This is a genomic window from Lacticaseibacillus sp. 22, from assembly GCF_055413445.1.
In genome coordinates this window covers 200,178-226,000 of record NZ_JBVAYD010000001.1, presented here as the reverse complement: position 1 = coordinate 226,000, position 25,823 = coordinate 200,178, and the positions used below count along the sequence as shown (strand labels likewise).

Here is a 25,823-nt window from a genome sequence, read left to right as displayed (position 1 = left end):
GCATAAGTGGCCTCGGGCGTGATGGCCGGGCTTTGGCCATTGCGACCAAGGTCCTTATGTGCAGGTTTCTGGGCTGGTGAACGCGTTATGACCGAGCGTGAACCAGCCTGGTTAGAAGTCGGAGCACAGCTTTCATCACCAAGCAAACTCACTGGCACCAAGTTTTATCAGCATACATACAAGAAAGGGTGGCACATCAATGGCACAGTCAAAACAGGTTGTAGACGAGGTAACTATGAAACGCGCATTGACACGAATCAGTTATGAAATCATCGAACAAAATAAGGGTTTGAACGATCTTGTTCTAGTCGGGATCAAAACCCGTGGCATTTATTTGGCCCACCGCATCGCCAAACGCCTCGAACAACTAGAAGGTTTAAAAGTTCCGGTTGGCGAATTGGATATCCGGTTTTATCGCGATGATGTCCATAAAATCGACCATGAACACCAACCAGATGTTGAAGGAGCACAGTTACCGGTTAATATCACCGGCAAGCATGTCATTTTAGTCGATGATGTCATCTTCACCGGCCGCACCATTCGCGCCGCTTTAGATGCGTTGATGGATGAAGGTCGGCCACGTAAGATCAGCTTGGCCGTGCTTGTCGATCGCGGACATCGCGAGTTGCCAATTCGACCGGATTTTGTCGGTAAAAACATTCCAACCTCACTTGACGAGCAAATTCAGGTGCAGGTGGCCGAACTTGATGGCAAAGACGGCATCAGCATCGAAAAGATGGGGGAATAATCAATGGCTTTTCATAATGACGAAGCAGTACTGGATATCGGTGATAAGCCGAAATTCGGTCAATGGGTGGGACTTTCAATCCAGCACCTTTTTGCCATGTTCGGTTCAACTGTGCTGGTACCGATTTTAGTCGGACTGGATCCAAGCATTGCCTTATTTTCAAGCGGTGTCGGCACCTTAGTTTATATCCTGATTACTCGTGGTAAGATTCCTGCGTACATGGGATCGAGTTTCTCGTTTATCACGATCATGCAAGCTTTGATGAAAGGTGCGGGTTATCCAGCCATCGCACAAGGAACCGTAGCAGTCGGTGTCGTTTATCTCATCGTTGCCTTGATTGTTGCTCGCAGCGGATCAGCTTGGATTGATCGGGCACTCCCGCCAATCGTGGTCGGTCCGATTGTCATGGTCATTGGCTTATCCTTGGCAGGCACAGCCGCCACCGATGCGACCATGCGTACAATCAGTGCCACCAAGAGCGTTTATGACCTGCGATACTTTGCCGTTGCGATGATCACCTTGGCATCCGTCATCATTTACAACATGTATCTCAAAAAGTTTATTAGTCTTTTGCCGATCTTACTCGGAATTGTCACCGGCTATGTGGTGGCCTTGCTGTTTGGCATTGTTGATCTGACGCCGGTACAACAAGCGGCCTGGTTTGATCTGCCAAAGTTTGAACTGCCTTTTATCAGCTATCAGCCGCAACTTTACTGGGGAGCCATTTTATCCATGGCACCGATTGCGTTTGTCACGATGACCGAACATATGGGCCACATCATGGTACTCAACAAATTGACTAAGCGTGATTTCTTTAAGGATCCCGGCTTGAACCATACCTTAGCCGGTGACGGAACTGCGTCAATCATCGCTGGATTCGTCGGGGGCCCGCCTGTCACCAGTTATGGCGAAAATATCGGTGTGCTTGCCATGACGAAGGTACACAGTGTTTATGTCTTAGGCGGTGCAGGATTGTTCGCGATTTTGTTCGCCTTCATCGGTAAGCTAAGCGCATTAATTCGTAGCATCCCAAGTCCGGTTATTGGCGGCATTAGTTTCCTGCTGTTCGGGGTGATTGCTTCCAATGGCTTACGGGTTTTAATTGACAACAAAGTCGACTTCGATAAGAAGCGCAACCTGATGATTGCCTCGACCATTCTTGTGATCGGCATCGGCAATGCCAGCCTGCAATTTGCCGGCTATCAATTTTCCGGCCTTGCACTGGCAACCGTGATCGGAATCTTCCTGAACTTTGTTTTACCAGAACATGCCGCTAATGAAGAAGGGGCAGAGAAAAATGACCTTATCTAATCTGACAGATACACCGTTTAAAGATTTTGTTTCCGCTGAACAAGTTGATGAAAAAAGTGCCATGGCGTTAATCAACCGCGCCGAAGACTTCAAAGCCGGCCAAACCGTTCATTTTCCGGAACCAATTTATGCTGCTAATTTATTTTTTGAAAATAGCACCCGTACGCATACCAGTTTTGAAATGGCCGAACGCAAACTAGGGCTAACCGTCATCCCGTTCGACCCGGCCCACAGTTCAGTATCAAAAGGCGAAACGCTGGAAGATACCATTAAAACCATTGGGGCAATCGGCGTCAATATTGCGGTGATGCGGCACGCAAAAGACGGCTATTATAAAGAACTCATGGGTGCCTGGCCAACAACCGCCATTGTGAATGCAGGTGACGGTGCAGGGCAACATCCTTCCCAGATGATGCTGGATCTGATGACCATTCACGAAGAATTCGGTCATTTTGAAGGTTTGAGCATCGGGATCGTCGGCGACCTTAGCCACAGTCGGGTTGCCCGCAGTGATATGCAGATGCTGCACAAACTTGGTGCTACGTTACATTTTGCTGGTCCGCAACAGTGGTATGATCCTAGCTTTGACCGTTATGGCGACTTCATCAGCGTGCCGGAGTTGGTTAAACAGGTCGATGTGTTGATGCTGCTGCGGGTTCAGTTAGAACGCTTCAATCAGGATAATCGCGAAGCCTTTTCTAAAGAAAGTTATCATGCTAAGTATGGCATTACCGATGACTTGGCTAAAACCATGAAACCCAATGCCATTTTCATGCACCCGGCACCGGTTAACCGTGATGTTGAATTAGCCAGTGATTTAGTTGACGGACCACGATCACGGATCTTTACGCAAATGCAAAATGGCGTCTTCATGCGAATGGCCATGCTGGAAGCGGTCATCAATGCCCGTCACTTCGGAGAGGAGTAACTCATGCTCATCAAAAATGCCCACATCGTTAGCGACACCGAATACACTGCCGATATTCAGATCACCGGCGAGCAGATCACGGCAATCGGCCAGCAACTGACAGCTCGAGCCGATGAAACGGTGATTGATGCCACCGGTGCGACAGTTGTGCCAGGATTGATTGACGTTCATGTTCATTTTCGCGAACCCGGTTTTACCGCGAAAGAAACCATTAAAACCGGTGCGCAGGCAGCAGCACATGGTGGGTTTACAACTGTTGTCGCCATGAGTAATTTAAACCCGGTGCCGGATACAGTTGCCACTTTGAAGCCGTTACTGGCCAAGAATCGTAGCGATGCCAAAATCACCGTTCGCCAGTTTGCCCCCATTACACGGGACCTGCACTCGGATCAAGTGGTTGACATGCCCGCCTTACAAGCAGCCGGTGCACTTGGCTTCTCCAATGACGGTGTCGGGGTGCAAGATGCTGACACCATGTATCGAGCCATGCTACAGGCAGCCAAGTTAAACGCGCCGATTGTGGCTCACATTGAAGACGCAAGCCTCATGCACGGTGGCGTGATCAACGCCGGTCCGGTTGCCAAAAAATTGAACCTGCCTGGCATCATTAACCAAACCGAAAGCAGTCAATTAGCTCGGGACTTAGACCTGGCAGCTGCCACAGGCGTTCATTATCACGCCTGTCATATCTCAACCCGCCAAAGTGTGGCCTTGATTCGCGAAGCCAAGAAACGCGGCGTCAACGTGACCGCTGAAGTCTCACCGCATCATTTGTTACTTGATGAAAATAACATCCCCGGCGATAACCCCATGTTTAAAATGAATCCACCGTTACGTTCACGGGCTGATCATTTGGCATTACTGGAAGGCTTGCAAGACGGCACACTAGACATGATTGCCACGGATCACGCACCCCACACGGCTGAAGAAAAGACGGGATCGTTTAAAACCGCCGCATTCGGGATCGTCGGTTCGGAAACGGCCTTTCCACTGCTGTACACCAAGTTCGTTAAATCCAAAATGTTCACGCTCCAACAACTGATTGCCAAAATGAGCACGATTCCGGCAGCCAAATTCGGACTGCCAGGTGGTCACATCACAGTTGGTGGGCCCGCCGATTTAACCATTTTGGATCTGGAAACTTCTTATAAAATCGATCCCGCCGATTGGTTTTCAAAAGGTAAAAATTCACCATTTATCGGTGAAGAGGTGCAAGGCCAGGCGTTATATACCATTAGTCACGGCCAAATCGCCTATCAAAAGGGAGGACAAGCATGAAGCGCTATTTAATTCTGGAAGACGGCAGTGTTTTTCCTGGCGTCGGCTTTGGTGCGGAAACGGTCACGACTGGTGAAATTGTTTTTAACACCGGCATGAGCGGCTATCAAGAAACCATTACGGATCAAAGTTACAATGGCCAAATCATTACATTCACGCAACCGCTCATCGGCAATGTCGGTATTAACCGTGATGATTACGAAAGCATTGATCCGACTGCAAAGGGGATTGTGGTCCGGGACGTTGCGCGGGTCACCGGTAATTGGCGTAGTCAGATGACGCTGGATGAATTTCTCAAGCGCAAACATATTCCCGGTATCAGCGGCGTTGACACCCGGGCGCTGACCAAAAAGATCCGGGAAGTCGGCGCCATGAAAGCCAGTATTGTGGATGCCGCCGACGAACATGCCTTTGACCAGCTCAAAGCATTGGTACTGCCAAAGAATCAAGTACAACAAGTCTCGACTCAGCAGGCTTATCCGGCACCGGGAACTGGCCGCAATGTGGTGGTCATTGACTTTGGCCTCAAACATAGCATTTTACGGGAACTGGCTAAACGTCAATGTAATGTGACCGTGTTGCCGTCCACAACCACTGCAGCCACCATTCTTGAATTAGCACCGGATGGCGTCATGTTAACCAATGGCCCTGGGGATCCGAAAGATGTGCCGGAAGCATTGGATATGATTCGTGGCATTGAAGGTAAGATTCCACTATTCGGGATTTGTCTTGGCCACCAGTTATTTGCACTGGCAAATGGCGCCGATACCTTCAAAATGAAATACGGCCACCGCGGGTTCAATCATCCGGTTCGTGAAATTGCAACCGGCCGCATTGATTTCACCAGTCAAAACCACGGTTACGCCGTCGATCCTGACAGCATTGACCCGGACACCTTGCTGGTCACCCACGTGGAAATTAACGATGGCACGGTAGAAGGGTTGCGGCATCGCCTGTATCCGGCTTTCACCGTCCAATTCCATCCGGATGCTGCGCCGGGTCCACACGACGCCGACCATCTTTTTGATGAATTTATGGAAATGATGGATGCATTCTCAGATCGTACGCAGAAAGGATAATCATGCCAAAACGTCAAGATATTCATAAAATCTTAGTGATCGGCTCTGGCCCAATTATCATCGGTCAAGCCGCAGAATTTGATTACTCAGGAACGCAAGCCTGTCTCGCATTACGTGAAGAAGGCTATGAAGTTGTTTTGGTAAACTCCAATCCGGCCACGATTATGACCGATACCGAAATTGCTGATCGCGTCTATATTGAACCGTTAACTGTCGAATTTGTCAGTCAGATTTTGCGCAAAGAGTTGCCAGATGCCATTTTACCAACCATCGGCGGCCAAATCGGGTTGAATCTTGCAATGAAGCTCAGCAATACCGGCATTTTAGACGAACTTGGGATCGAATTGCTGGGAACCAAATTAAGCGCCATTGACCAAGCCGAAGATCGCGAGTTGTTCAAGAACCTGATGCAAAAATTGCACGAACCGGTTCCAGAATCAGCCATCGCCAATAACGTCCAAGAAGCGCAGGAATTTGCCGACAAAATCGGGTTCCCGGTTATCATTCGACCAGCGTTCACCATGGGCGGCACTGGCGGCGGTATCGCTGACAACGAAAAAGAATTAGCCGAAATTGCTGAAAACGGCCTGAACCTCAGCCCGGTCACCCAAGTCTTAATCGAACGCTCCATTGCCGGTTACAAAGAAATTGAATTTGAAGTGATGCGCGATGCTTCCGACTCCGCAATCGTTGTCTGCAACATGGAAAACTTTGATCCAGTCGGGGTGCACACCGGTGATTCGATGGTCTTTGCGCCAACTCAAACCTTGACGGATAAAGAAGTCCAGATGTTACGTGACTCGGCACTCAAGATCATCCGGGCCTTGAAGATCGAAGGTGGCTGCAATGTCCAATTCGCGCTTGATCGTAACAGCTTCAAATATTACGTTATCGAAGTCAATCCTCGGGTATCCCGCTCAAGTGCTTTGGCTTCTAAAGCAACCGGTTATCCGATCGCTAAAATGGCCGCTAAAATCGCAGTTGGCTTAAACCTTGACGAAATTAAAAACCCGGTCACCAAGAAAACCTGGGCCGAATTTGAGCCGGCACTGGATTATGTGGTCACCAAATTACCGCGGTTCCCATTTGACAAGTTTGAAAATGGTGATCGAACCCTCGGCACCCAAATGAAGGCAACCGGCGAAGTGATGGCAATTGGCCGCACACTTGAAGAAAGCTTACTAAAAGCGGTGCGTTCGCTTGAAGTCGGTTTGATTCATCCGCGACGCCCTGAATTTTCAAAGCTAAGTGATGATGAGCTAAGCAAACACATTATTCAGGCCAACGATGAACGGCTCTTTTATCTAGCCGAAGCCTTCCGTCGTGATTACACGATTGATGAAGTTGCGGAATTATCCAAAATGAATCCGTTTTTCCTCGACAAGATCAAGCACATTGTTGAATTGGAACGGGAATTAGCCGCCCACAAAGCTGATTTATCATTACTAGCCGAAGTAAAACGGTATGGGTTTGCGGACGAAGAAATTGCCAAGCTCTGGGGATTGCACGCCGACCAAATTCGCCAGATGCGTAAGGAACAGCATATTTTGCCGGTTTATAAAATGGTCGATACCTGTGCCGGCGAGTTTGCCAGCGACACCCCATACTACTACAGCACCTATGAAAGCAGCACGGAAAGCACCAAGAGCGATAAACCAAGCATTCTGGTAATCGGTTCCGGCCCCATCCGAATTGGCCAAGGGGTGGAATTCGATTATGCCACGGTTCATAGTGTTAAAGCGATCCAAAAAGCCGGGTATGAAGCGATCATCATGAACAGCAACCCCGAAACCGTCTCAACCGACTTTTCAATTGCGGATAAACTGTATTTTGAACCGTTGACGCTTGAAGATGTCCTGAATGTCATTGACCTGGAGCAACCAAAAGGCGTCATTGTTCAATTTGGCGGCCAAACTGCCATTAATTTAGCCGAACCGCTGGCAAAACGGGGCATTAAGATCTTAGGCACCTCGGTAGCCGACCTTAATCGGGCCGAAGATCGCGACTTGTTTGATCAAGTCATTAAAGAACTTAAGTTACCGCAACCAGAAGGCGGTACGGCTACTGACAAAGATGGCGCTTTAGCAGTCGCCGATAAAATTGGTTATCCCGTTTTGGTTCGCCCAAGTTATGTTTTAGGCGGCCGGGCAATGGAAATCGTTCACAATGCTGACGAATTGGCGAGTTACATTGATCGCGCGGTATCGGTTTCGCACGACCATCCCGTTTTGATTGACCACTATTTAGTCGGTAAAGAATGCGAAGTCGATTGTATTTCCGATGGTGAAACCGTGGTACTGCCGGGCATCATGGAGCACATTGAGCGCGCCGGCATTCATAGCGGTGATTCAATGGCCGTTTATCCACCGCAAACATTTAGTCAGGATATTATTGACCAGATTACCGATGCAACCATCAAACTGTCGCGTGCTTTAAACTGCATCGGTTTGATGAACGTTCAATTTATCATTCACCAAGGCAAGGCTTATGTCATTGAAGTTAACCCGCGGGCAAGTCGAACCGTTCCATTTTTGAGCAAGGTCACAAACGTTAAACTGGCTCAAGTCGCAACCTTGGCGATCCTCGGTTTAAGTTTGAAGGAACAAGGCTTTACGACTGGTCTGCTGCCTAATCAAGCTGGTATTCACGTCAAAGCGCCGGTCTTCAGTTTCTCCAAACTCAATCATGTCGACAGCCTGCTTGGCCCGGAAATGAAATCCACCGGGGAAGTCATGGGCAGCGATACAACGCTGGCAAAGGCGTTATACAAGGCGTTCGAAGCAGCAGGTATGCACTTGCCACAATTTGGCCGCGCTTTAATCACGGTTAAGGATGCCGATAAAGTTGAAGCTACCGAGCTGGCTAAGCGCTTCCGTGAAGTAGGCTACCAGTTAGTTGCTACCAGCGGCACAGCAAAGGCGTTTGAGGCCGCCGGGATTACGGTCGCGACGATTGAAAAGCTTGACAGTGGTAAAGAAACCATTCTCGAAGACATTGCCGACCGCAAGATTCAACTGGTCATTAATACTATGACGGCAGATAAAAAGGCGTCAAGCGACGGATTCCGCATTCGGGAAACCGCGATTGAGCATGGCGTGCCATTAATGACGAGCCTTGACACGGCCGATGCCATTTTGAAAGTATTGGAATCGCGTGCCTTCTCAATGACACCGATTCGCAGTTAGTATCAGCTGATCCAAAAAAGGATACGCAGGTTAGCGGAGGAGGAAGCGCACATGGCCATCCAGTTACCGGGTTTGACGATGAAGAACCCATTTATGCCCGCCAGCGGGACATTTGGGTTTGGCGAAGGTTACGCCAAACAATATGATCTCAATCTATTAGGTGCTTTGGTTACCAAATCAACGACTTTAATGCCCCGAATCGGCAATCAAGGCAAGATTTATGCTGACGGGCCAAGCAGTACGCTGAATGCTGTCGGGTTAAAAAACCCCGGCGCTGAGGTCGTGTTGCACGAAAAGTTGCCGTGGCTCGCGTCCCATTACCCAGACTTACCGATTATCGCTAGCATTGCGGGCGCCGATGTTGCTGAATATGCAGCAGTAGCCAAAAAGTTAAGCGCCGCCCCAAATGTAAAAGCGCTGGAAGTCAACATCTCGTGCCCGAATGTCGACCAAGGCGGCATGGCGTTTGGAACCGATCCCTCCGTGGCCGCTGCTGTAACGCAAGCAGTCAAGGCAGCTAGTTCCGTTCCTATCTTTGTTAAATTGACGCCGAATGTAACGGACATTACTACGATTGCCAAAGCTGTTGAAGCAGCAGGTGCAGATGGGATTTCTTTGATCAATACCTTTGTCGGAATGCGCTTAGACATCGAAACTGGCGAACCGATTTTGACCAATGTAACCGGTGGCGTTTCCGGACCGGCGCTATTCCCGATGGCGTTACAGATGGTCTATCAGGTCGCGCATGCGGTTCACATTTCGATTATCGGGATGGGTGGCGTCAGTTCCGGTCATGATGCAGCCGAGATGCTGGCAGCCGGTGCCAAGGCAATCGCCATCGGTTCAGCTAATTATTACCAAGAACAGGCAATCCCCAAAATTGCCGCAGAATTTGCACGTATTCAGGAAGGACAGGCGGTATGACACCCATCATTGCACTCGATTTCAAAGATCAGGCTACCACGCTAGATTTTTTAAAGGCTTTTCCTCAAACCGAACGATTATTTGTCAAAATCGGCATGGAACTTTTCTATGCGGAAGGGCCAGCCGTTATCAAAGCGATTCAAGCCGCTCACCCTGTCGACATATTTTTAGACTTAAAACTACACGACATTCCCAATACCGTTGAAAAGGCGGCGTGGCAGTTAGGGCGGTTAGGGGTCGCGTTGACAACGGTCCATGCAGCTGGCGGCAAAGACATGATGTTAGCAGCCAAGCGCGGGTTATTAGCCGGTGCCAAGGCAGCCCACCATCCGGCACCAAAAATGTTGGCCATTACCCATCTAACCTCCACTGATCAAGCTATGTTGGAGAATCAGTTATCGATTGATATGCCAATTAGCCAGGCGGTTCAACGATTAGCAGCGATCGCCCAGGCCAGTGACGCAGATGGCGTGGTTGCGAGTGCTTTGGAAACACCACTCATTCGCAGTGTCACCAAACCTGATTTTCTGGTGGTAACTCCGGGTATTCGTCCGCGCGGCACCGCTGTGGGCGATCAAAAACGCGTCGTGACGCCAGGCCGTGCTAAACGTCTGGGTAGTTCGGCTATTGTCATCGGTCGCCCGATTACGCAAGCTGATGACCCGGTTGCAGCCTATCAATCAATTAAGAAAGCGTGGGAGACAGCACATGACTAAATTAGAAAATCAAATTGCCAGCGACTTGTTACGGATCAAAGCGGTTACCTTACGACCAGAAGCACCGTTTACTTGGGCGAGTGGTCTAAAAAGCCCGATCTATACCGACAATCGGCTCACAATCGGCTACCCAGACGTTCGTAGCAAAATCGCGGCTGGATTAGCACAAGAGATTGTGGCCCATTATCCTGATGTGACTGCCATTGGTGGCGTTGCAACTGCTGGCATTCCCCATGCCGCATTGGTTGCCAACTTACTCAATCTGCCACTTGTTTACATTCGCAGTAAGCCGAAAGACCATGGTCAGGGGCGTCAAATCGAAGGCCACCTTCCTGCAGATGCCAAGTTAGTCGTCATTGATGATTTGCTGTCAACCGGTGGCTCGGTTCTTGGAGCCGTTGCCGCCGCGCAAAAAGACGGCGTGAACGTTCTCGGAGTCGCAGCGATTTTCAGTTACCAACTCGCCGCGGTGACAGCAAACTTCGCCAAAGCAGGGCTACCGTTCTTCACGTTGACGAATTACACAGCCTTGATTCAAACCGCCGAAGCGCAAGGGGCGATTACGAGTGCCCAATTGGCTTCGTTGCATCAATGGCGAGAAGATCCGGCCAAGTGGGGCGAACAGTTTTAACGACCATAAGCTTGTGACGATACTGCACAAGTAGGACTCTTATGATACCTAAAAATCGGATGGAAGATTAAAAATATCTTGCATCCGATTTTTTTGCGTATATTAAAAAGGTGAGAGTAGTATTAAATCAAAATTAACTATGGACTAAATATGCCATCTTCTGTTAATATTCTCATAACAATCATCACAAGCGGATGGTTGTTTTGATTTATATAGATCCAACATTATAGAAGAGGTGAAGTCCCATGGCAGATTCGGCAAATAAAGAGTTAACAGCTGCTGCACATGCACTAGCTGAGGAAGAAGCCGGCAAAGAAAGCGGGCTGGTTGAAGATCGGCACGCCAAGCAAAAGTCTTCCAAATTAACGGTGACAGTTTTTCTTAATAAGGTCTTATCAGGTACGGCTTTGGGTGTCATTATCGGCCTCATTCCCAATGCCGTCTTATCCGGCATTCTGAAATATCTGGGTACGAATACATTTGCGGTGACGTTGACACAGATTGCCGTCATTTTTCAACTTGCCACGCCATTGATTATCGGGGGCTTGATCGCCTTACAGTTCGAATTGAATCCCATGCAGATGATGGTGACAGCTGGAGCGGCATTTGTTGGCTCCGGAGTCGTTAAGTTTAATCCGGCGCTGAAAGCCTATGTGGGTTCAGGTACCGGCGATTTAATCAATACCATGATTACTGCCTCGATTGCTGTACTTCTCCTGATCTGGATTAAAGATCGGTTCGGTTCAACGGCAGTAGTGGCCATGCCGATTCTGGTTGGTTGTGGTACGGCTTATATAGGTGTCTTACTGCTACCGTTTATTGCGGCTTTCACAACCGCCATTGGGGAACTCATCAACAGCTTTACCACCTTGCAGCCAATTCTCATGGCCATTTTAATTTGCTGCTCGTTTGCTACTTTGATTATCAGTCCGATTTCAACCGTTGCCATTGGGCTAGCCATTCAACTGAACGGTATTTCGGCAGGCGCATCGGCCATGGGTGTGGCGGCAACTGCTATTGCGTTGGTTGTTTTCTCCTGGAATGTCAATAAATCCGGCGTGACGCTGGCAATTGCACTGGGCGCAATGAAGTTAATGATGCCCAATCTGTTTAAACATCCGATTATCCTACTGCCGTGTCTATTCACCGCCATCGTTTCTGCCATTCCGGTTGCGCTGCTAGGAGTCAGCGGAACCCCACAATCAGCCGGTTTTGGTATGGTCGGTATGGTTGGCCCACTAGCTTCATTAGATGCCGGTCTGGCAATTCCCTTGGTCTTACTGTGCTGGTTCGCGGTGCCAATTGCCGCTGCACTTTTAAGTAAGTTACTATTTGAAAAAACATTCAAGCTATTTGATAGTAAAGTTGTCTTTAAGTTTTTGGGATAGGGTAGTGCCAGCAGATTAATCAAAAAATCGACCTTGAGCAGCAATCAACATGCTAGCTTAAGGTCGATTTTTTGTAGTTTAAAGTTATCAGCAATCTTAGCTCACTAAGGCCAGCATACTTACTCCAAATGCTTGTGTCCTTGAGCATCGTATACACGGTGATCATTGATTGTCACTTTGTCATTCACGGCCTGGGCTAAATCAATTCCTTTTATTTCAGCGATTCCCAGCAGGTAAATGGTAACATCTGCCAGTTCTTCAGCGATATTGGCTTGATCATGTTTAAGCAACGCTGTCGTTAATTCCGCCATTTCATGATAAGCCAGCAGCATTTCAAAGTTAGTGTCGGTGGTATTCCAGCCATGTTTGACTTTGTTGGCAATGATATGTTCCTGAAGTGGGCGGCTGATTTGGGCGGATGATTCTGACATGAAAAGACATCTCCTATTTTGTCGGCGGGTTACGCAGCTTGGCGACTAAATCAGCGTCAGGCGTGACACTCACTGTTTTTTGGCCTTCGTAAATGACAAAGCCGGGTTTGGCCCCATTAGGTTTACGAATCTTTTTAACCTCAATCCAGTCAACCGGAACATTGGCACTGTCGCGCGCTTTGGAAAAATACGCTGCCAGCTTGGCTGCTTCCAGCAAGGTTTTCTCACTGGGATCACTGCTATCGATAATCACGTGTGATCCCGGGATATCTTTGACGTGCAGCCAAATGTCGGTTTTTTTCGCGGTGTGTAGGGTCAACTGATCATTTTGTAAGTTGTTTTTTCCGACCCAGATTTTAGTGCCGTCACTAGCATAGAATTGATCTGGTTTGGAGACTTTTTGGCGTTTATTGCCTTTTTTTCCGGATTTCTGTTTACGTAGATAGCCTTGTTGCTGTAATTCCAATCGAATATCGACTAAATCTTTCGGACTAGCTACATCAATCTGCGCCATGATGCCTTCAAGGTAGTCGAGTTCTTCTTGGTTTTCCTGCATTTGCTGGTGAACATGCGCCACTGCATTGCGTAATTTCGTATACTTGGCAAAATATTTCTGGGCGTTGCGTGATGGCGTCAGTTGATTGGACAAGGTGATCTTAATTGGCTCATTATCAGCATAGAAATTAGGCAGTTCAATACTCGTCATGCCGCGTTTGACTTGACTCAGATAAGTCGTCAGAATCTCGCCGCGAATTCGATAATCATCGGCTTTTTCGGTTTCTTCCAGCGTTCGCTTTAATTTGCGCTGCTTTTTGCGATCTTTATCAATCACATTTTTGATCACATGAATCAGGTTCCCGCCTTGTTGCAAAACCCGATCATGTTCCGCTTTTTGCGCATAATAGGCATCCAGCATCGCGCTTAAGGTTGGAAAATGTTGCTGCTCGCCGGTCAGAGACTGATACGGGATCGCGGTAAAAACGGCTTTTTTCCCTTGGGTTGTAATAGTCGGTTCAGGGGTTGCCAGCGCTGCAAAAAAGCTATCCCAGCCGGCATCGCCTTGATTGAGTCGCAGGGCCAATTCAGCTGCAGAATCCTTGGCAAGTCCTTGGTAATGTTGCTGGAGCAAGGCGGCGCGACTCAATGAAGGTGTTACCTGACGTTCAAGTTCGTGATAAATCCGCTCCGAATCATGAAACGGATCCACTTTATCTTGCTTAGGCGGCTCGACATACGGGGCACCGGGCATCAACGGACGATAGCGATTTTGATCCGCAGAAACGTGGCGAATGAGATCAATAATTTTGCCGGTGCGCTTGCTGACTAAAAAGATGTTACTGTGCCGACCCATCATTTCAATGATCAAGCGCAGCCCCAGTTCATCCCCCAATTCATCCCGCGTGGAGAATTCAAAGTGTAGTACCCGATCGTTTTGCACTTGGTGAATCTCTGTTAACGTAGCCGCGTTAAAATACTTCCGCAACGTCATCGTGAAGGTTGCAGGAACGTCTGGATTTGTAAATGGAATGTGGGTAATTTGCACCCGCGCATACTGTGGATTAGCTGAGAGCAACAAGGGATGGTTCTTGCGTCCAGCTCGAATCGTGATGATAATTTCATTTTCATAAGGTTGTTGAATTTTAGCAACCCGCCCGCCGCTTAACGTGGTATTAAGCTCCTGGGCCATGGCATGGGTAAAAATTCCGTCAAAAGACATATCGATCCGCTCGCTTTCCAATTGTCCCAATCATTTTACCGGTTTTAGGCGCGTAAGGCAAAGCTGTCAACGCCACGTGACATGCCGAATTAAGAGATATCTGTCAATAACGCCCGGCTTACGCTCACATACCATTTTCGATCAAAACTAATTATCGTCTGTTAATGGTAGGCAATAGTCGTCACAACAGGTAGAATATATTTGATAGTGCAACCGAAATGACTAGGCTAGCCCGGCTTTCTAATCTTCGCGCATAATATTTTGGGATTGATCGCTCTTGGCAGCGTCTGGTTCGTAAAATTGCTCAGCATGGGGCAGGGCAGTTAAAAAGTTATTCATGAAAGGGTATTGGGAAAAATGAAGGGTAAACGAAGCATTATATTGCTTGTTACAGTGGTTTTGATTGCTGCGGCGGTATTATTGGGCGTTGTCAAATACCAGCACGTTCAAGGCGAAAAGCAACAAACCGAAAAAACTCAGGTGATTTTGAATAATCTTAAGCAACAGTATGGTCAACCACAAAAAAACGACACCCAACGTCTGCAAACACTTAAAAAGTTAAAAGCAGCCGAAAAGCGTTACGCCAAACAGACTAACGCGACCAATGAAGTCCTGGCGCGTTATCAAAGCTATGTCGATCGCGATGTTAAATATTTTCAGGACCAAAATAACGCATTACTCAAAGACAATACGCTGACAAAAAAAGCGCTCAAAGAAATCTCAGTCACCGACTTACAAAAGAAACTTGATGGAATTGAGAAATTGCTGGCTAATCTGACCAAGCAAGGCCTTGTTGTCTACAATCGCGATGTTTTACAAACAATTAAGCAAAAGGCCAGCAAGTTGAAGCGGGCGTATCAGAAACAAATCGCTCAAAAAGCACCGGAAAAGCGAAGCCAACCTGCAGAAACGCAGACATCTGCTGACAACATCGCTACTTCGACACCTGCAACCAATCAGACCACAACAAACGATGCAGCGACAAGTTCAACTAATGCCAACACGGCTGGGACTGCGAATACGTACGGTAACAACAGTGCCAACACCTCAAGTTCTCAGTATACTTATCCCTATTACAATAACTATGGCTACTGGAATCAAACTGGCGCGGCAACCGGTAACACAACAGGCATTTCAAATACAACGCCCGCCACGCCGCCAACCACATCTAATGAAACCGGGGATGATACGGCTGCAACTTCCAGTGACACCGCAACATCGGGCAATGACAGCAGTGATACGACCGGTACAACTGGCAGTCAAACAAGCGGAACTACCCAAACTGGTGAGGGGTCCAATTAATCAGCTAAAGCTTTTGGGCTTGACTCAAAAAGCCACGAACCTAACTGCTCCAAACCCAGCCAAACGTGCTTGGATTTCCGAGCGCTCCTGGTTGCGCGCTGCTTACAACTCGTTTTTTTATGGTATGATGTAGACAATCATTTTTGAAGAAGTGGGTGCCTGTATGAAAATTGCTATCGTGACGGATAGTACCTGTTATCTGCCGCAAACCGAAATTGATCAACATCACATCACTGTGGTGCCGATTCCGGTCATTCTTGACGGCGAAGTTTATGACGAAGGTAAAGATATTACCACACAAGAATTTTATGCCAAACTCAAAACTGCCAAAACGTTTCCAAGTACCACGCAACCGCCGCTGGGCGAAATGCTGAAGTTATATGAAAACCTTGCTAATGAAGGTTACGATACCATTATTAGTATCCACTTAGCTAGCACAATCTCCGGGTTTGTGAATACTTTAAAAGGTGCGGTTGATGAGGTTCATGGTGCTAAAGTTTATGTTTATGATTCCCAGATCACCGTTATTTTAATGGGCTGGCTGGTCCTGGCAGCCGCACAAATGGCAGAAGCCGGCAAAGACCCGCAAGCAATATTAGCGCGCCTGGATGATTTACGGGCAACCATGGGTGAATACTTTATTGTCAACGACTTGCAGAATCTGGTACGAGGTGGTCGTTTAAGCAATGCATCAGCCTTTATCGGCGGTATGCTGAAGATCAAACCGTTACTGACGTTTGATGATCAATCGCACAAAATCGTTGCAATTGAAAAGATACGTTCGATCAAGAAAGCTTACGCGCGTGTTGAAACACTTTTCCAGGAAACATTGGCGAAGGTTGACTATCCTGTTCGGGCGGTCGTAATCCACGCAAACGATCCGGAAGAAGCGCAGCGCTGGATGGCCGATCTGGAGCAAAAATTTCCGAATGTACCGTTCGAGCTGTCTTACTTTGGCCCGGTTGTCGGTACCCATTTAGGCGAAAAGGCGATTGCGTTGGCATGGATGAAAGATTTTACGAAAGCTTAATTTCAAGTCGCGTATCAGCGCGGCTTTTTTCATTGAGGAGATGGCGGTATGTTTTTTGATCACCCCTTAGCAAAGGGGACTATTTTGAGTGAGACCCCGCATTATCATGGCCCGATTTTTGACATTGTGACGCAAAAAATCAAAACGCCTGATGGCCTAACCGTTAAACGTGACTTAATTCGGCATGCTAACGCGGTGGCAATGTTGGCGTTGACTCATGACAATCGGGTGTTAATTAATCGTGAATACCGCGTGGCGACGAACAGTGAAGTTTATGCGTTGCCCGCCGGCTTGATTGATGCCGGTGAAGATTGGCAAACTGCCGCCAGCCGGGAACTGCGCGAAGAAACCGGCTATATCACGCATGATCTGCAGTGGTTAACCGCCGTCCGTTCAAGCGAAGGCATGACGGATGAAACCGTCCATCTCGTCTTGGCAAAACTTGATTTGGCGGCCAAAACTTCTCAGGATTTTGATCCCGATGAATTTGTCACCAGCCGGCTCGTGCCATTCAGCGAACTAGTCGCCGGAGTTAAAAGTGGCAAAATCAATTCCGCTCAGACAGTAGCAGCGGTCACTTATTACCTCGCCTTTGTCGCTAAAAAATAAAGCGCACATTTTTGCCGTTTTATGACGAATGAATAACCAACTTTAACCAAGCCAGTCCGCATCGTTAGCAGATTCTGTTGCGTACTGGCTTGGCTTTTTTAATAACATGATTGCGCAAAAAATGAGCAGACGGGATTGCACTCATGTGGATATTTATGCATAATATATTTACATTTTCCAAGATAACGGGTAAACTCTAAGACAATTAAGAAAGCAGGTGGCGTAATGTTACGCAACAGTATTGCCGGGCTGCCGGATTATGTCTCAGACAGCACCCCGGAAAGAATCGCCAAAGCGGCCGGTTTGGCTAAAATGACGCGCTTGTCATTCAATGAAAATCCGGTCGGTACCTCGCCAAAGGTCCAGGCAGCGCTTGAAAACTGGGCCTTTTCCCAGGCACGCAATTATCCTGATCCGGATGCGCTGCCATTGCGGACCGCGGTTGCCAAACGGTTGGACATACCAGCGGAGCAATTACTTTTTTCCAGTGGATTAGACGAAATGATTGCTTTGATTTGTCGCACTTTTTTAGAAGTAGGCGATGAGAGCCTACAACCTTGGCCGACTTACCCGGAGTACCAGTTACAAGCCGCCATTGCCGGAGCCACAACGATTAATGCCCCCGTGATTGCCGCAACCGGTTTGATTGATCTTGACGCGTTATTAGCCCACATCACGACAAAAACCAAAGTGATCTGGGTATGCAACCCCAACAATCCGACAGGTACTTATTTGCCCCCGGATCAAATCGCGCAGTTTATGAAGCAGGTGCCGCCCAACATTCTCGTTGTCGTGGACGAAGCGTATATCGATTTTGTCAATCAGCCCGAGCCATCCACGCTATCGTTGACTCATCAGTTTCCCAATCTGCTCGTCATGCGAACCTTCTCGAAATTATACGGGTTAGCAAATTTTCGAGTTGGCTTCAGTATTGTTCCTAAAGCACTCATCCCCAAAATGCAAAATGTCCGTCTCCCGTATAACATCAGCGGCATGAGTCAGGCAGCGGCTTTAGCGGCCTGGGAAGATCAGACATTCACACGCAAGGTAAAACAACAGATTTTTGCCGCCCGGAAGCAGTGGCATCAATTTTTTGATCAGCACCAAATCCGCCATTATGCCACACAAACCAATTTCATGCTCTATCAGGTCAATGATCCGCAAGCACTGGGCACTTTCCTGAAACAGCACGGTTATCTGGTGCGTGACAGCATGGTTCCTGGCTGGATTCGTCAAAGCTTTGGAACGCCAAAGCAAGATGCAGAAGTTCAACAACTGTTACTGACTTTTTTAGGAATCAAACAGACTTCAAATATTAGCTAATTTTTGTATATTTGTTTATAAAAATGCCAAAATAAAAAAACAAATAATCGATCATTGAAAAATTTTTTTGCCGCACATTAAAAAAATATGGTTGACAATTTTTAAAATGTCGTTATGATGAGAGTCACATTAAATCAATAGCCATGAAGTTGTGATTAGACCAAGTAGGTTGGCACCAATCCACAGAGAGCGCCGATTGCTGAGAACGCGTGATTGACCGACTGAACACACATCTAAGAACTTGATAGCCGAACCGAGTAAGCTATCACGCACCTGTTGCGTTATCACCGCTGCCAATAACAGTTCGCGCAAGCCGACATGGGATTGGTAGATGAGGTTTGGGTCGTAAGGTCCAGACAAATTGAGGTGGTACCGCGAAGTTGATTCGCCCTCGAAAACGTTAAAAACCGTTTTCGAGGGCGTTTTTTTTGTTGAATTCGTTTCGATTTTTCCCAACAAAACGTGCACGCGATCACTTAATGACCACAGCTTCGTGCAAACGGAAGGAGCAACCCTATGTCAAATCGACACTTACCAGTCGGCACCCGCGATGAATTCGGTCCCCGGGCGATTCGTAAAGAAAATCTCATTCAAATGATGAGCCACCGATTCATTGCTTCAGGGTATGAGCGCGTTAAAACGCCATTATTGGAATACCGTGATGTTTTCCAGCCATTGACGGTTCGCGGTGAACAACCTTACCAAATGTTAGATGATGCCGGAGAGGCGGTTGTGATGCGTCCCGACCTCACATTACCGTTAGCGCGTTTACTGAGTACCACCAGCATTCAGCCTCCTGTTCAATGGTGGTATGTGGGAGACGTTTTTCGCGTCCGAAAAAGCTTAAGTGGTACCTATAACCAAATGACACAAGCCGGTATCGAATTAATCGGATACGCCTCGATAAAAGCCGAATGGGCCTGCTTGAGCGAAGCAACCCGGATCTGTGAAGACTTGGGATTAACGGACCTAACCTTGGAATTGTCTGATGTCCAGTTCGTATCGCAAGTCATGCAGGCATTACCACTTGATCCAGCGACAGCATCCGCATTGCAAGCAGCATTTTTCAAAAAGAATCTCAGTACCTATCAACAACTCATTGCGCCATTACGTGCGGAACCGTTATACCCATTCTTGCAGCAATGGCCATGGTTGTTCGGTGAGGCTGCCACGATTTTCACTCAGCTTGCCCAACTGTTGCCGCCAACGTTACTGCACAGTCGCCTAAAGCCATTACAACAAACTGTTGCTTTTCTTCAACATCAATTTCCCCAAGTCACGATAACCGTTGATTTAACCAGCCAACCGCCACAATCTTACTACACCGGGCTCTTTTTCCACGCCTACGCCAGTGATAGTCGTCAATATCTGTTTAGTGGCGGACGCTATGATCAACTGTTGGCCAGCTTTCAGCAAGACCTGCTGCCAGCTGTCGGCTTGGCCTTTGATGTGGACGCCTTAACCGATATTTTGCCGGATGATCCCAAACCGGCCCTCACACTGGTTTATGGCCGTCCGTCTCAATGGCAAGAGGCCGCGGCAGTCGTTGCGACAACCCCGCACGCACAACTTTGCCTAGTCGATTCGCTTGCTGAAGCCAAGACGATGGCGCAAAAGTATCACGCCAAATTAATCGATTTATCCCCAAAGGAGGCAATGCAATGACCCTCACAATCGCCTTGGCAAAAGGGCGCACGACCACTCAGGTTTTGCCATTACTCACTGCAGCAGGCATTGACTGCCAGGCACTTTCGACTAAAAGCCGCCGTTTGATTTTTACCGAAAACCCTGACTACCACTTTATTCTTGTCAAAGCCGCGGACGTTCTCACTTATTTGAATCGCGGAACCGTTGATATCGGGATTGTGGGTTCAGATGTCCTTGAAGAACAAGGCCATCAGCAGTTTGACATGCTTGATCTTAAAACCGGCCGGTGCCGATTCATCCTGGCTTCAACACCCGACTTTGATCCGCAAAAAACCAAACGCAAACTGATTGCCACCAAATACCCCCATCTTGCTCAGCGCTATTTTCAAAACCAAGGTGAAGATGTTGAGATTATCAAGATTGAAGGATCGGTAGAATTGGCGCCGCTCACGGGGATGGCAGATGCCATTGTCGATATCACCGAAACCGGCACCACCTTACGCGAAAACAACCTCAAGATTTTTGCTACTTTAACGCCCGTTTCAACGCATCTGGTGGTTAATCGATTAGCATTAAAACAAAAAAAGCCGGCCATTTACCAGCTTATTCAGTCGCTACAACAAGTTCGTCCTCAGGAGGCTTAACATGAAAATTCTTACCGGTACCTTAACCGAGCTTCAACAACAAGTGACCACCCGCCAGCAAACCGTTGCCCAGAATCCGGCAGTGCAGACCACCGTCCAAAAAATTCTGGCAGACGTCAAACTAAATGGGGACAAGGCTTTACTTGCCTACAATGCCACTTTTGATGATGTTGCTATCTCCGACCTCCGCGTACCACAAGCGCAAATCAATGCCGCAATGGCTGATCTCTCGCCAAAATTACTGGCAGCATTAACCCTTGCCAAAAAAAACATCACCAGTTTTCACCAGCTAGAAATGAGCCAAGGCTTTATTGATAGCCCATATCCCGGTGTTATCCGTGGTCAAAAACTAACGCCACTAGCCGCGGTAGGTTTGTATGTCCCAGGCGGCACCGCGGCTTATCCCTCCACGATTCTGATGACCGCAATTCCGGCTAAACTCGCAGGGGTCAAGAAAATCGTCATGGTAACGCCGCCACAAGCAAAAGGTTTAAATCCAGCTGTATTGGCGGCCGCAAAACTAGCAGGGGTGGACGAAATTTATCAGGTTGGCGGTGCCCAAGCGATTGGCGCATTGACTTATGGCACTGAAAGTATTCCCAAAGTCGATAAAATTTTAGGCCCCGGAAATCGCTACGTTGCTGAAGCTAAAAAACAGGTTTTTGGCGATGTTGCGATTGATATGATCGCTGGCCCATCCGAAATCGGCATTATTGCTGATGATTCAGCAGATCCGGTACGGGTGGCAGCTGACCTTTTGTCACAAGCAGAGCACGATCCAAACGCGCGCGCAATGTTGGTGACGACTAGTCCAGCGCTGGCAGATGCCGTCAGTAAGGCGGTTGACTCACAACTGCTAAGTTTGCCGCGTAAGGCGATTGCACAAGCAGCGATCACCAACCAAGGTTTTATCGCGATTGTTCCTGACGTAGCTTCTGCATTTTGCTTAATGAATACCATCGCCCCGGAACATTTGGAAATTCAATTACCCAATCCAATCACTTATCTCAATGAAATTCACAATGCCGGTTCCGTTTTCTTAGGTGAAAATGCCGCCGAACCAGTTGGCGATTATGTTGCCGGGCCAAATCATGTTTTTCCAACAGCCGGATCGGCACGATTTTTCTCACCACTGGGCGTTTATGACTTCGTGAAGCGTACTCAATTCATTCAATATAGTGCCGCGGCATTGGCAACTCAAGCAGATGCAATTGTGACGCTGGCACAAACTGAAGGACTGGATGGGCATGCGGAGGCGATTTTGAAACGGATTACGCGTTAGAGCATGTTTTTATGAGTTGAAATGATGTTTTAGGACGCGCTCCCCCGACGCAGAAGCCTGCGTATAAGGACCTTGGTCGCAATGGCCAAAGCCCGGCCATCACGCTTAAGGCCACTTACACTCCGACTTCTAACCGCGCTGGCTCGCGCTCTCACCATAACGCGCTCCCCGGCGCAGAAGTCTGCGTGTAAGGACCTTGGTCGCAATGGCCAAAACCGGGCCATCACGCCCAAGGCCGCTTACACTCCGACTTCTAACCGCGCCGGCTCGCGCTCACTTTTCTAGGAGGTTTATCATGCGTACAGCAACGATCACTCGGACAACTAAGGAAACCGCGATAACGATTAGTTTGAACCTTGACCAGCAAAGCGGTATTGATATTGATACCGGCATTGGGTTCTTCGATCATATGCTTGATGCTTTTGCTAAACATGGACGCTTTGGTTTAATCGTTAAAGCTCAAGGTGATTTAGACGTGGATCCGCATCATACGATTGAAGATACAGGCATCGTCTTGGGAAGTTGCTTTAAACAAACGCTGGGTGACAAAGCTGGCATCGAACGCTTTGGCAACGCATTTGTGCCGATGGATGAAAGCCTTGCCCGCGTGGTGGTGGATCTTTCCGGGCGTGCTTATCTTGTGTTTGATGCTGAATTAACCAATCAACGACTCGGAGGATTTGATACGGAAGTGACGGAAGATTTTTTCCAGGCTATGGCCTTTGCAGGTGAATTCAATCTCCATGCCGCTGTTTTATACGGGCGTAATACGCATCATAAAATTGAAGCGTTGTTTAAAGCATTGGGCCGTAGCATGCAGGCGGCGGTGGCGCTGAATCCGGCAGTGAAGGGGATTCCCTCAACCAAAGGAGTGATTTCATGATTGTGATCGTTGACTACGATACGGGCAACACGTTGAATGTCAAAAAAGCGCTTGATTATCTGGCTATTGACAACCAACTTTCAGCTGATCCTGCCGTCATTCTGGCTGCAGCCGGTTTAATCCTGCCAGGAGTGGGAGCTTTTAAAACCGCCATGTCTGCATTGACCCAACGCGACCTGGTTCCGGTTATCCGTCAATTTGCGGCTACCGGCAAACCCTTACTCGGCATTTGCCTGGGAATGCAATTGTTATTCGATCGCAGCTTTGAATTCGGGGAAACAGCGGGACTGGGCCTCATCCCTGGCACGGTGGTCGCAATTCCACCACGAGCAGGATTCCCGACACCGCACATGGGGTGGAACACCAATACGATCACCCAACCTGATCCTTTCGCAGCCGGATTTGCCAACCAGGCGACTTACTTTGTCCACTCGTATTACGTCCAGACCCAACCCGCCTACACTTTGGCAACCACCGACTACGGTCAACCGCTAACGAGCATCGTCCGGCGCCAGAATATTCTGGGGACGCAATTTCATCCGGAAAAAAGCGGTGCAGTAGGGCTTGCCGGATTACAGCGTTTTAAGGAGATGACGACTGATGCAACTCTATCCAGCAATTGATTTATTAGCCGGTCAAAGTGTCAGACTCACTCAAGGCGACTACCGCCAAGTCAGTCTGACTGCCGACCCGCTGACTCAGGTGAAAAATTTAACCGCCACTGGTCTTAAACACTTGCATTTAGTTGATCTCGACGGTGCCCGATCCCAACAGCCAATCAATCAAGCCGTCATTAGCACGATTCGGCAACACACACCTGCTTTTATCGAGCTAGGTGGCGGTATTCGTACCTTAGCTATCATGGATCACTATCTAAATGCCGGAATCGATCGCTTGATTCTCGGATCAGTGGCTGTCACCAACCCCGAACTGGTAACACAGGCCGTTCAGAAATTCGGCGCCGATAAAATTGCCGTTGGTATTGACGCCCGCGCCGGGAAGGTTGCAACTGATGGGTGGCTGACCACAAGCACCCAATCGCCAACGCATTTAATGCAGGCAATGGTCAGGCGCGGCGTCACTACCTTTATCGTAACCGATATCGGCCGCGACGGAATGATGAAAGGTCCTAACGTGGCATTGCTCGCAATGCTTCATCAAACCGTGCCTAACGTCAATATCGTGGCCAGTGGTGGCGTGCACACTTTGGCTGATCTGACAGCCTTGCAAACAGCCGGTATCCAGGCGGCTGTTATCGGTAAAGCTTGGCAGACCGGCAGTTTTCCCTTGAACAAACTTAAAGAATTGGAGGACAACGATGCTGACAAAACGCATTATTCCATGCCTTGATGTTGACCAAGGACGCGTCAAAAAAGGGGTTCATTTTATCCAGCTTAAGGATGTCGGCGACCCGGTAGCGATTGCCAAAGCTTACGAGGCGCAGGGAGCAGATGAATTGGTCTTTCTTGACATCACCGCCACCACCGATGCGCGGCAAACCATGACGCAAACAGTCGCTGCGGTAGCCACACAGGTTTTCATGCCGCTAACGGTCGGCGGCGGTATCCGTTCGGTGACCGACATGCATCAATTGTTGCGTGCCGGTGCTGACAAAATTGCCTTAAATTCCGCGGCGGTCAAACACCCTGATTTAATTACCGCCGGGGCCGAAAAGTTTGGCCGTCAAGCGATTGTTGTCGCGATTGATGCGCGTTGGCAACCTAGCCGGAATCGTTATCAGGTGATGATTAACGGCGGGCGTACCCCAGTTGATCTAGGAGTGCTCACGTGGGCTCAGCAAGCAGTTGCGGCCGGGGCCGGTGAACTATTGATCACCTCAATGGATGCCGATGGGACCAAGCAAGGATTTGACCTGCGACTTTACCAGCAACTTAGCTCCATTGTTACGGTGCCTGTCGTTGCAAGCGGCGGTGCCGGATCCGCAAATGACTTTGTTGCCTTATTCCGTAATACGAATGTTTCTGCGGGACTCGCTGCTTCAATCTTCCACTTCGGCGAATTAACGATACCGCAAGTCAAGACAGTTCTAAAACAAGCAAAGGTGGCGATTCGATGATACCACTCGATTTTAAAAAGGCGTCCGGTTTAATCACAACCGTCATTCAAGACGCAACGACCAAGCAAGTATTAATGGTTGCCTATATGAATGCCGAAAGCCTTGAGAAAACGATGACCACCGGTGAAACCTGGTTTTGGTCGCGCAGTCGGAACATGCTATGGCATAAAGGCGAAACCAGCGGCAACACCCAAACGGTTCAAGCTATCGCCGTTGACTGTGATGCGGATACCTTACTCATCACCGTCAATCCCGCTGGTCCCGCTTGCCACACTGGCCACACCAGTTGTTTTTATCGTCAGTATACAGAAAGGAAGGGCACCCAATGACAGCTGCCAAACAAAGCATTACCGAATTATATGATCTCATCCAGTCACGGAAAAGCCAGCCAGTTTCAGGCTCATACACCGATTATCTTTTCACCAAAGGATTGGACAAGATTTTAAAAAAAGTCGGGGAGGAAAGCACCGAGGTCATTGTTGCAGCCAAAAATCCCGACGATGCGGCTTTTATACTCGAAGTTGCCGATCTGACTTATCATGTGCTGGTACTCATGGTCGAACGCGGCATCTCCCTTGATCAGATTGCGACTGAACTGGCGAGCCGTGAAGGAAAAATGAGTCGCTTAAAAGAGCGCGATAAAATCAACAAATATTGACAACCGATTGCCAGCCAGCGCTCACGTTTGAA

The 25,823-nt window shown here is 48.4% G+C and carries 25 protein-coding genes and 1 other annotated feature; of the genes, 23 read left to right on the top strand and 2 right to left on the bottom strand.

Features of this window, described 5'->3' with window-relative positions:
* The first annotated feature begins 199 nt into the window (after window positions 1–199).
* The 10 genes from pyrR to ACWP87_RS00970 all read left to right on the top strand — a co-directional run bounded on the left by pyrR (window position 200) and on the right by ACWP87_RS00970 (window position 12,188).
* Window positions 200–748 (top strand): bifunctional pyr operon transcriptional regulator/uracil phosphoribosyltransferase PyrR, encoded by a 549-nt coding sequence (gene pyrR, locus ACWP87_RS01015; RefSeq protein ID WP_005689384.1) that lies wholly within the window; start codon window positions 200–202, stop codon window positions 746–748.
* 3 nt (window positions 749–751) lie between these two features.
* A complete protein-coding gene (locus ACWP87_RS01010) occupies window positions 752–2,059 on the top strand; it encodes a uracil-xanthine permease family protein (RefSeq protein WP_005685858.1) in 1,308 nt (435 codons plus the stop codon).
* A complete protein-coding gene (locus ACWP87_RS01005) occupies window positions 2,046–2,987 on the top strand; it encodes an aspartate carbamoyltransferase catalytic subunit (RefSeq protein ID WP_005685857.1) in 942 nt (313 codons plus the stop codon). Before ACWP87_RS01010 ends, ACWP87_RS01005 begins: the two co-directional genes overlap by 14 nt.
* Window positions 2,988–2,990: 3 nt before the next feature.
* Window positions 2,991–4,265, top strand: a complete 1,275-nt coding sequence (locus tag ACWP87_RS01000) for a dihydroorotase (RefSeq protein ID WP_014569648.1) — start codon at window positions 2,991–2,993, stop codon at window positions 4,263–4,265.
* On the top strand, window positions 4,262–5,344 hold the full coding sequence (locus ACWP87_RS00995) for a carbamoyl phosphate synthase small subunit (RefSeq protein WP_005689380.1): 1,083 nt from the start codon (window positions 4,262–4,264) through the stop codon (window positions 5,342–5,344). The genes ACWP87_RS01000 and ACWP87_RS00995 overlap by 4 nt, the downstream gene beginning before the upstream one ends.
* Window positions 5,345–5,346: 2 nt before the next feature.
* Window positions 5,347–8,529 (top strand): carbamoyl-phosphate synthase large subunit, encoded by a 3,183-nt coding sequence (gene carB, locus ACWP87_RS00990; protein ID WP_005685853.1) that lies wholly within the window; start codon window positions 5,347–5,349, stop codon window positions 8,527–8,529.
* Between the two features lie 51 nt (window positions 8,530–8,580).
* On the top strand, window positions 8,581–9,453 hold the full coding sequence (locus ACWP87_RS00985) for a dihydroorotate dehydrogenase (protein ID WP_014569647.1): 873 nt from the start codon (window positions 8,581–8,583) through the stop codon (window positions 9,451–9,453).
* The gene (gene pyrF, locus ACWP87_RS00980) at window positions 9,450–10,169 is read left to right on the top strand and encodes an orotidine-5'-phosphate decarboxylase (RefSeq protein ID WP_005685851.1); all 720 of its coding nucleotides are present in this window, start codon (window positions 9,450–9,452) and stop codon (window positions 10,167–10,169) included. Before ACWP87_RS00985 ends, pyrF begins: the two co-directional genes overlap by 4 nt.
* Window positions 10,162–10,800: an orotate phosphoribosyltransferase gene (gene pyrE / locus ACWP87_RS00975; RefSeq protein ID WP_005685850.1), complete on the top strand. Its 639-nt coding sequence runs from the start codon at window positions 10,162–10,164 to the stop codon at window positions 10,798–10,800. The genes pyrF and pyrE overlap by 8 nt, the downstream gene beginning before the upstream one ends.
* 245 nt (window positions 10,801–11,045) lie before the next feature.
* Window positions 11,046–12,188: a PTS sugar transporter subunit IIC gene (locus ACWP87_RS00970; protein WP_005687468.1), complete on the top strand. Its 1,143-nt coding sequence runs from the start codon at window positions 11,046–11,048 to the stop codon at window positions 12,186–12,188.
* A gap of 119 nt (window positions 12,189–12,307) precedes the next feature.
* Here ACWP87_RS00970 and ACWP87_RS00965 read toward each other — a convergent pair whose 3' ends face one another.
* Complete coding sequence (locus ACWP87_RS00965; RefSeq protein WP_005687469.1) at window positions 12,308–12,619, bottom strand: MazG-like family protein; 312 nt, start codon at window positions 12,617–12,619, stop codon at window positions 12,308–12,310.
* A gap of 13 nt (window positions 12,620–12,632) precedes the next feature.
* Entirely contained in the window at window positions 12,633–14,336 is a 1,704-nt protein-coding gene (locus ACWP87_RS00960) for an NFACT RNA binding domain-containing protein (RefSeq protein ID WP_005687471.1), read from the bottom strand.
* Window positions 14,337–14,693: 357 nt separating this feature from the next.
* On the opposite strand from ACWP87_RS00960, the gene ACWP87_RS00955 reads away from it, so the two are divergent.
* The 13 genes from ACWP87_RS00955 to hisE all read left to right on the top strand — a co-directional run bounded on the left by ACWP87_RS00955 (window position 14,694) and on the right by hisE (window position 25,791).
* The gene (locus ACWP87_RS00955) at window positions 14,694–15,638 is read left to right on the top strand and encodes a hypothetical protein (RefSeq protein ID WP_005687473.1); all 945 of its coding nucleotides are present in this window, start codon (window positions 14,694–14,696) and stop codon (window positions 15,636–15,638) included.
* Between the two features lie 163 nt (window positions 15,639–15,801).
* On the top strand, window positions 15,802–16,668 hold the full coding sequence (locus tag ACWP87_RS00950) for a DegV family protein (RefSeq protein WP_005687475.1): 867 nt from the start codon (window positions 15,802–15,804) through the stop codon (window positions 16,666–16,668).
* A 48-nt stretch (window positions 16,669–16,716) separates the two neighbouring features.
* Window positions 16,717–17,277 carry an NUDIX hydrolase gene (locus ACWP87_RS00945; protein WP_005687478.1) on the top strand — a complete coding sequence of 187 codons (561 nt, stop codon included), beginning with the start codon at window positions 16,717–16,719 and terminating at the stop codon, window positions 17,275–17,277.
* Window positions 17,278–17,502: 225 nt separating this feature from the next.
* Window positions 17,503–18,600 carry a histidinol-phosphate transaminase gene (gene hisC / locus ACWP87_RS00940; RefSeq protein ID WP_005687479.1) on the top strand — a complete coding sequence of 366 codons (1,098 nt, stop codon included), beginning with the start codon at window positions 17,503–17,505 and terminating at the stop codon, window positions 18,598–18,600.
* A gap of 142 nt (window positions 18,601–18,742) precedes the next feature.
* Window positions 18,743–18,996: a binding site (T-box leader), on the top strand.
* Between the two features lie 120 nt (window positions 18,997–19,116).
* Window positions 19,117–20,265, top strand: a complete 1,149-nt coding sequence (locus ACWP87_RS00935) for an ATP phosphoribosyltransferase regulatory subunit (protein WP_005687481.1) — start codon at window positions 19,117–19,119, stop codon at window positions 20,263–20,265.
* Window positions 20,262–20,891: an ATP phosphoribosyltransferase gene (gene hisG / locus ACWP87_RS00930; protein ID WP_005687483.1), complete on the top strand. Its 630-nt coding sequence runs from the start codon at window positions 20,262–20,264 to the stop codon at window positions 20,889–20,891. The genes ACWP87_RS00935 and hisG overlap by 4 nt, the downstream gene beginning before the upstream one ends.
* A gap of 1 nt (window position 20,892) precedes the next feature.
* Window positions 20,893–22,173, top strand: coding sequence for a histidinol dehydrogenase (gene hisD / locus ACWP87_RS00925; protein WP_014569645.1), 1,281 nt, complete (start codon window positions 20,893–20,895; stop codon window positions 22,171–22,173).
* Between the two features lie 295 nt (window positions 22,174–22,468).
* Window positions 22,469–23,056, top strand: coding sequence for an imidazoleglycerol-phosphate dehydratase HisB (gene hisB / locus ACWP87_RS00920; RefSeq protein WP_005687487.1), 588 nt, complete (start codon window positions 22,469–22,471; stop codon window positions 23,054–23,056).
* Window positions 23,053–23,679, top strand: a complete 627-nt coding sequence (gene hisH, locus ACWP87_RS00915) for an imidazole glycerol phosphate synthase subunit HisH (protein ID WP_005687489.1) — start codon at window positions 23,053–23,055, stop codon at window positions 23,677–23,679. The genes hisB and hisH overlap by 4 nt, the downstream gene beginning before the upstream one ends.
* On the top strand, window positions 23,657–24,406 hold the full coding sequence (locus ACWP87_RS00910) for a 1-(5-phosphoribosyl)-5-[(5-phosphoribosylamino)methylideneamino] imidazole-4-carboxamide isomerase (protein ID WP_005687491.1): 750 nt from the start codon (window positions 23,657–23,659) through the stop codon (window positions 24,404–24,406). Before hisH ends, ACWP87_RS00910 begins: the two co-directional genes overlap by 23 nt.
* On the top strand, window positions 24,375–25,133 hold the full coding sequence (hisF, locus tag ACWP87_RS00905; protein ID WP_005687493.1) for an imidazole glycerol phosphate synthase subunit HisF: 759 nt from the start codon (window positions 24,375–24,377) through the stop codon (window positions 25,131–25,133). Before ACWP87_RS00910 ends, hisF begins: the two co-directional genes overlap by 32 nt.
* Window positions 25,130–25,462 (top strand): phosphoribosyl-AMP cyclohydrolase, encoded by a 333-nt coding sequence (gene hisI, locus ACWP87_RS00900; RefSeq protein WP_005687495.1) that lies wholly within the window; start codon window positions 25,130–25,132, stop codon window positions 25,460–25,462. The genes hisF and hisI overlap by 4 nt, the downstream gene beginning before the upstream one ends.
* Complete coding sequence (gene hisE, locus ACWP87_RS00895) at window positions 25,459–25,791, top strand: phosphoribosyl-ATP diphosphatase (RefSeq protein ID WP_005687498.1); 333 nt, start codon at window positions 25,459–25,461, stop codon at window positions 25,789–25,791. Before hisI ends, hisE begins: the two co-directional genes overlap by 4 nt.
* The last annotated feature ends 32 nt before the right edge of the window (window positions 25,792–25,823 follow it).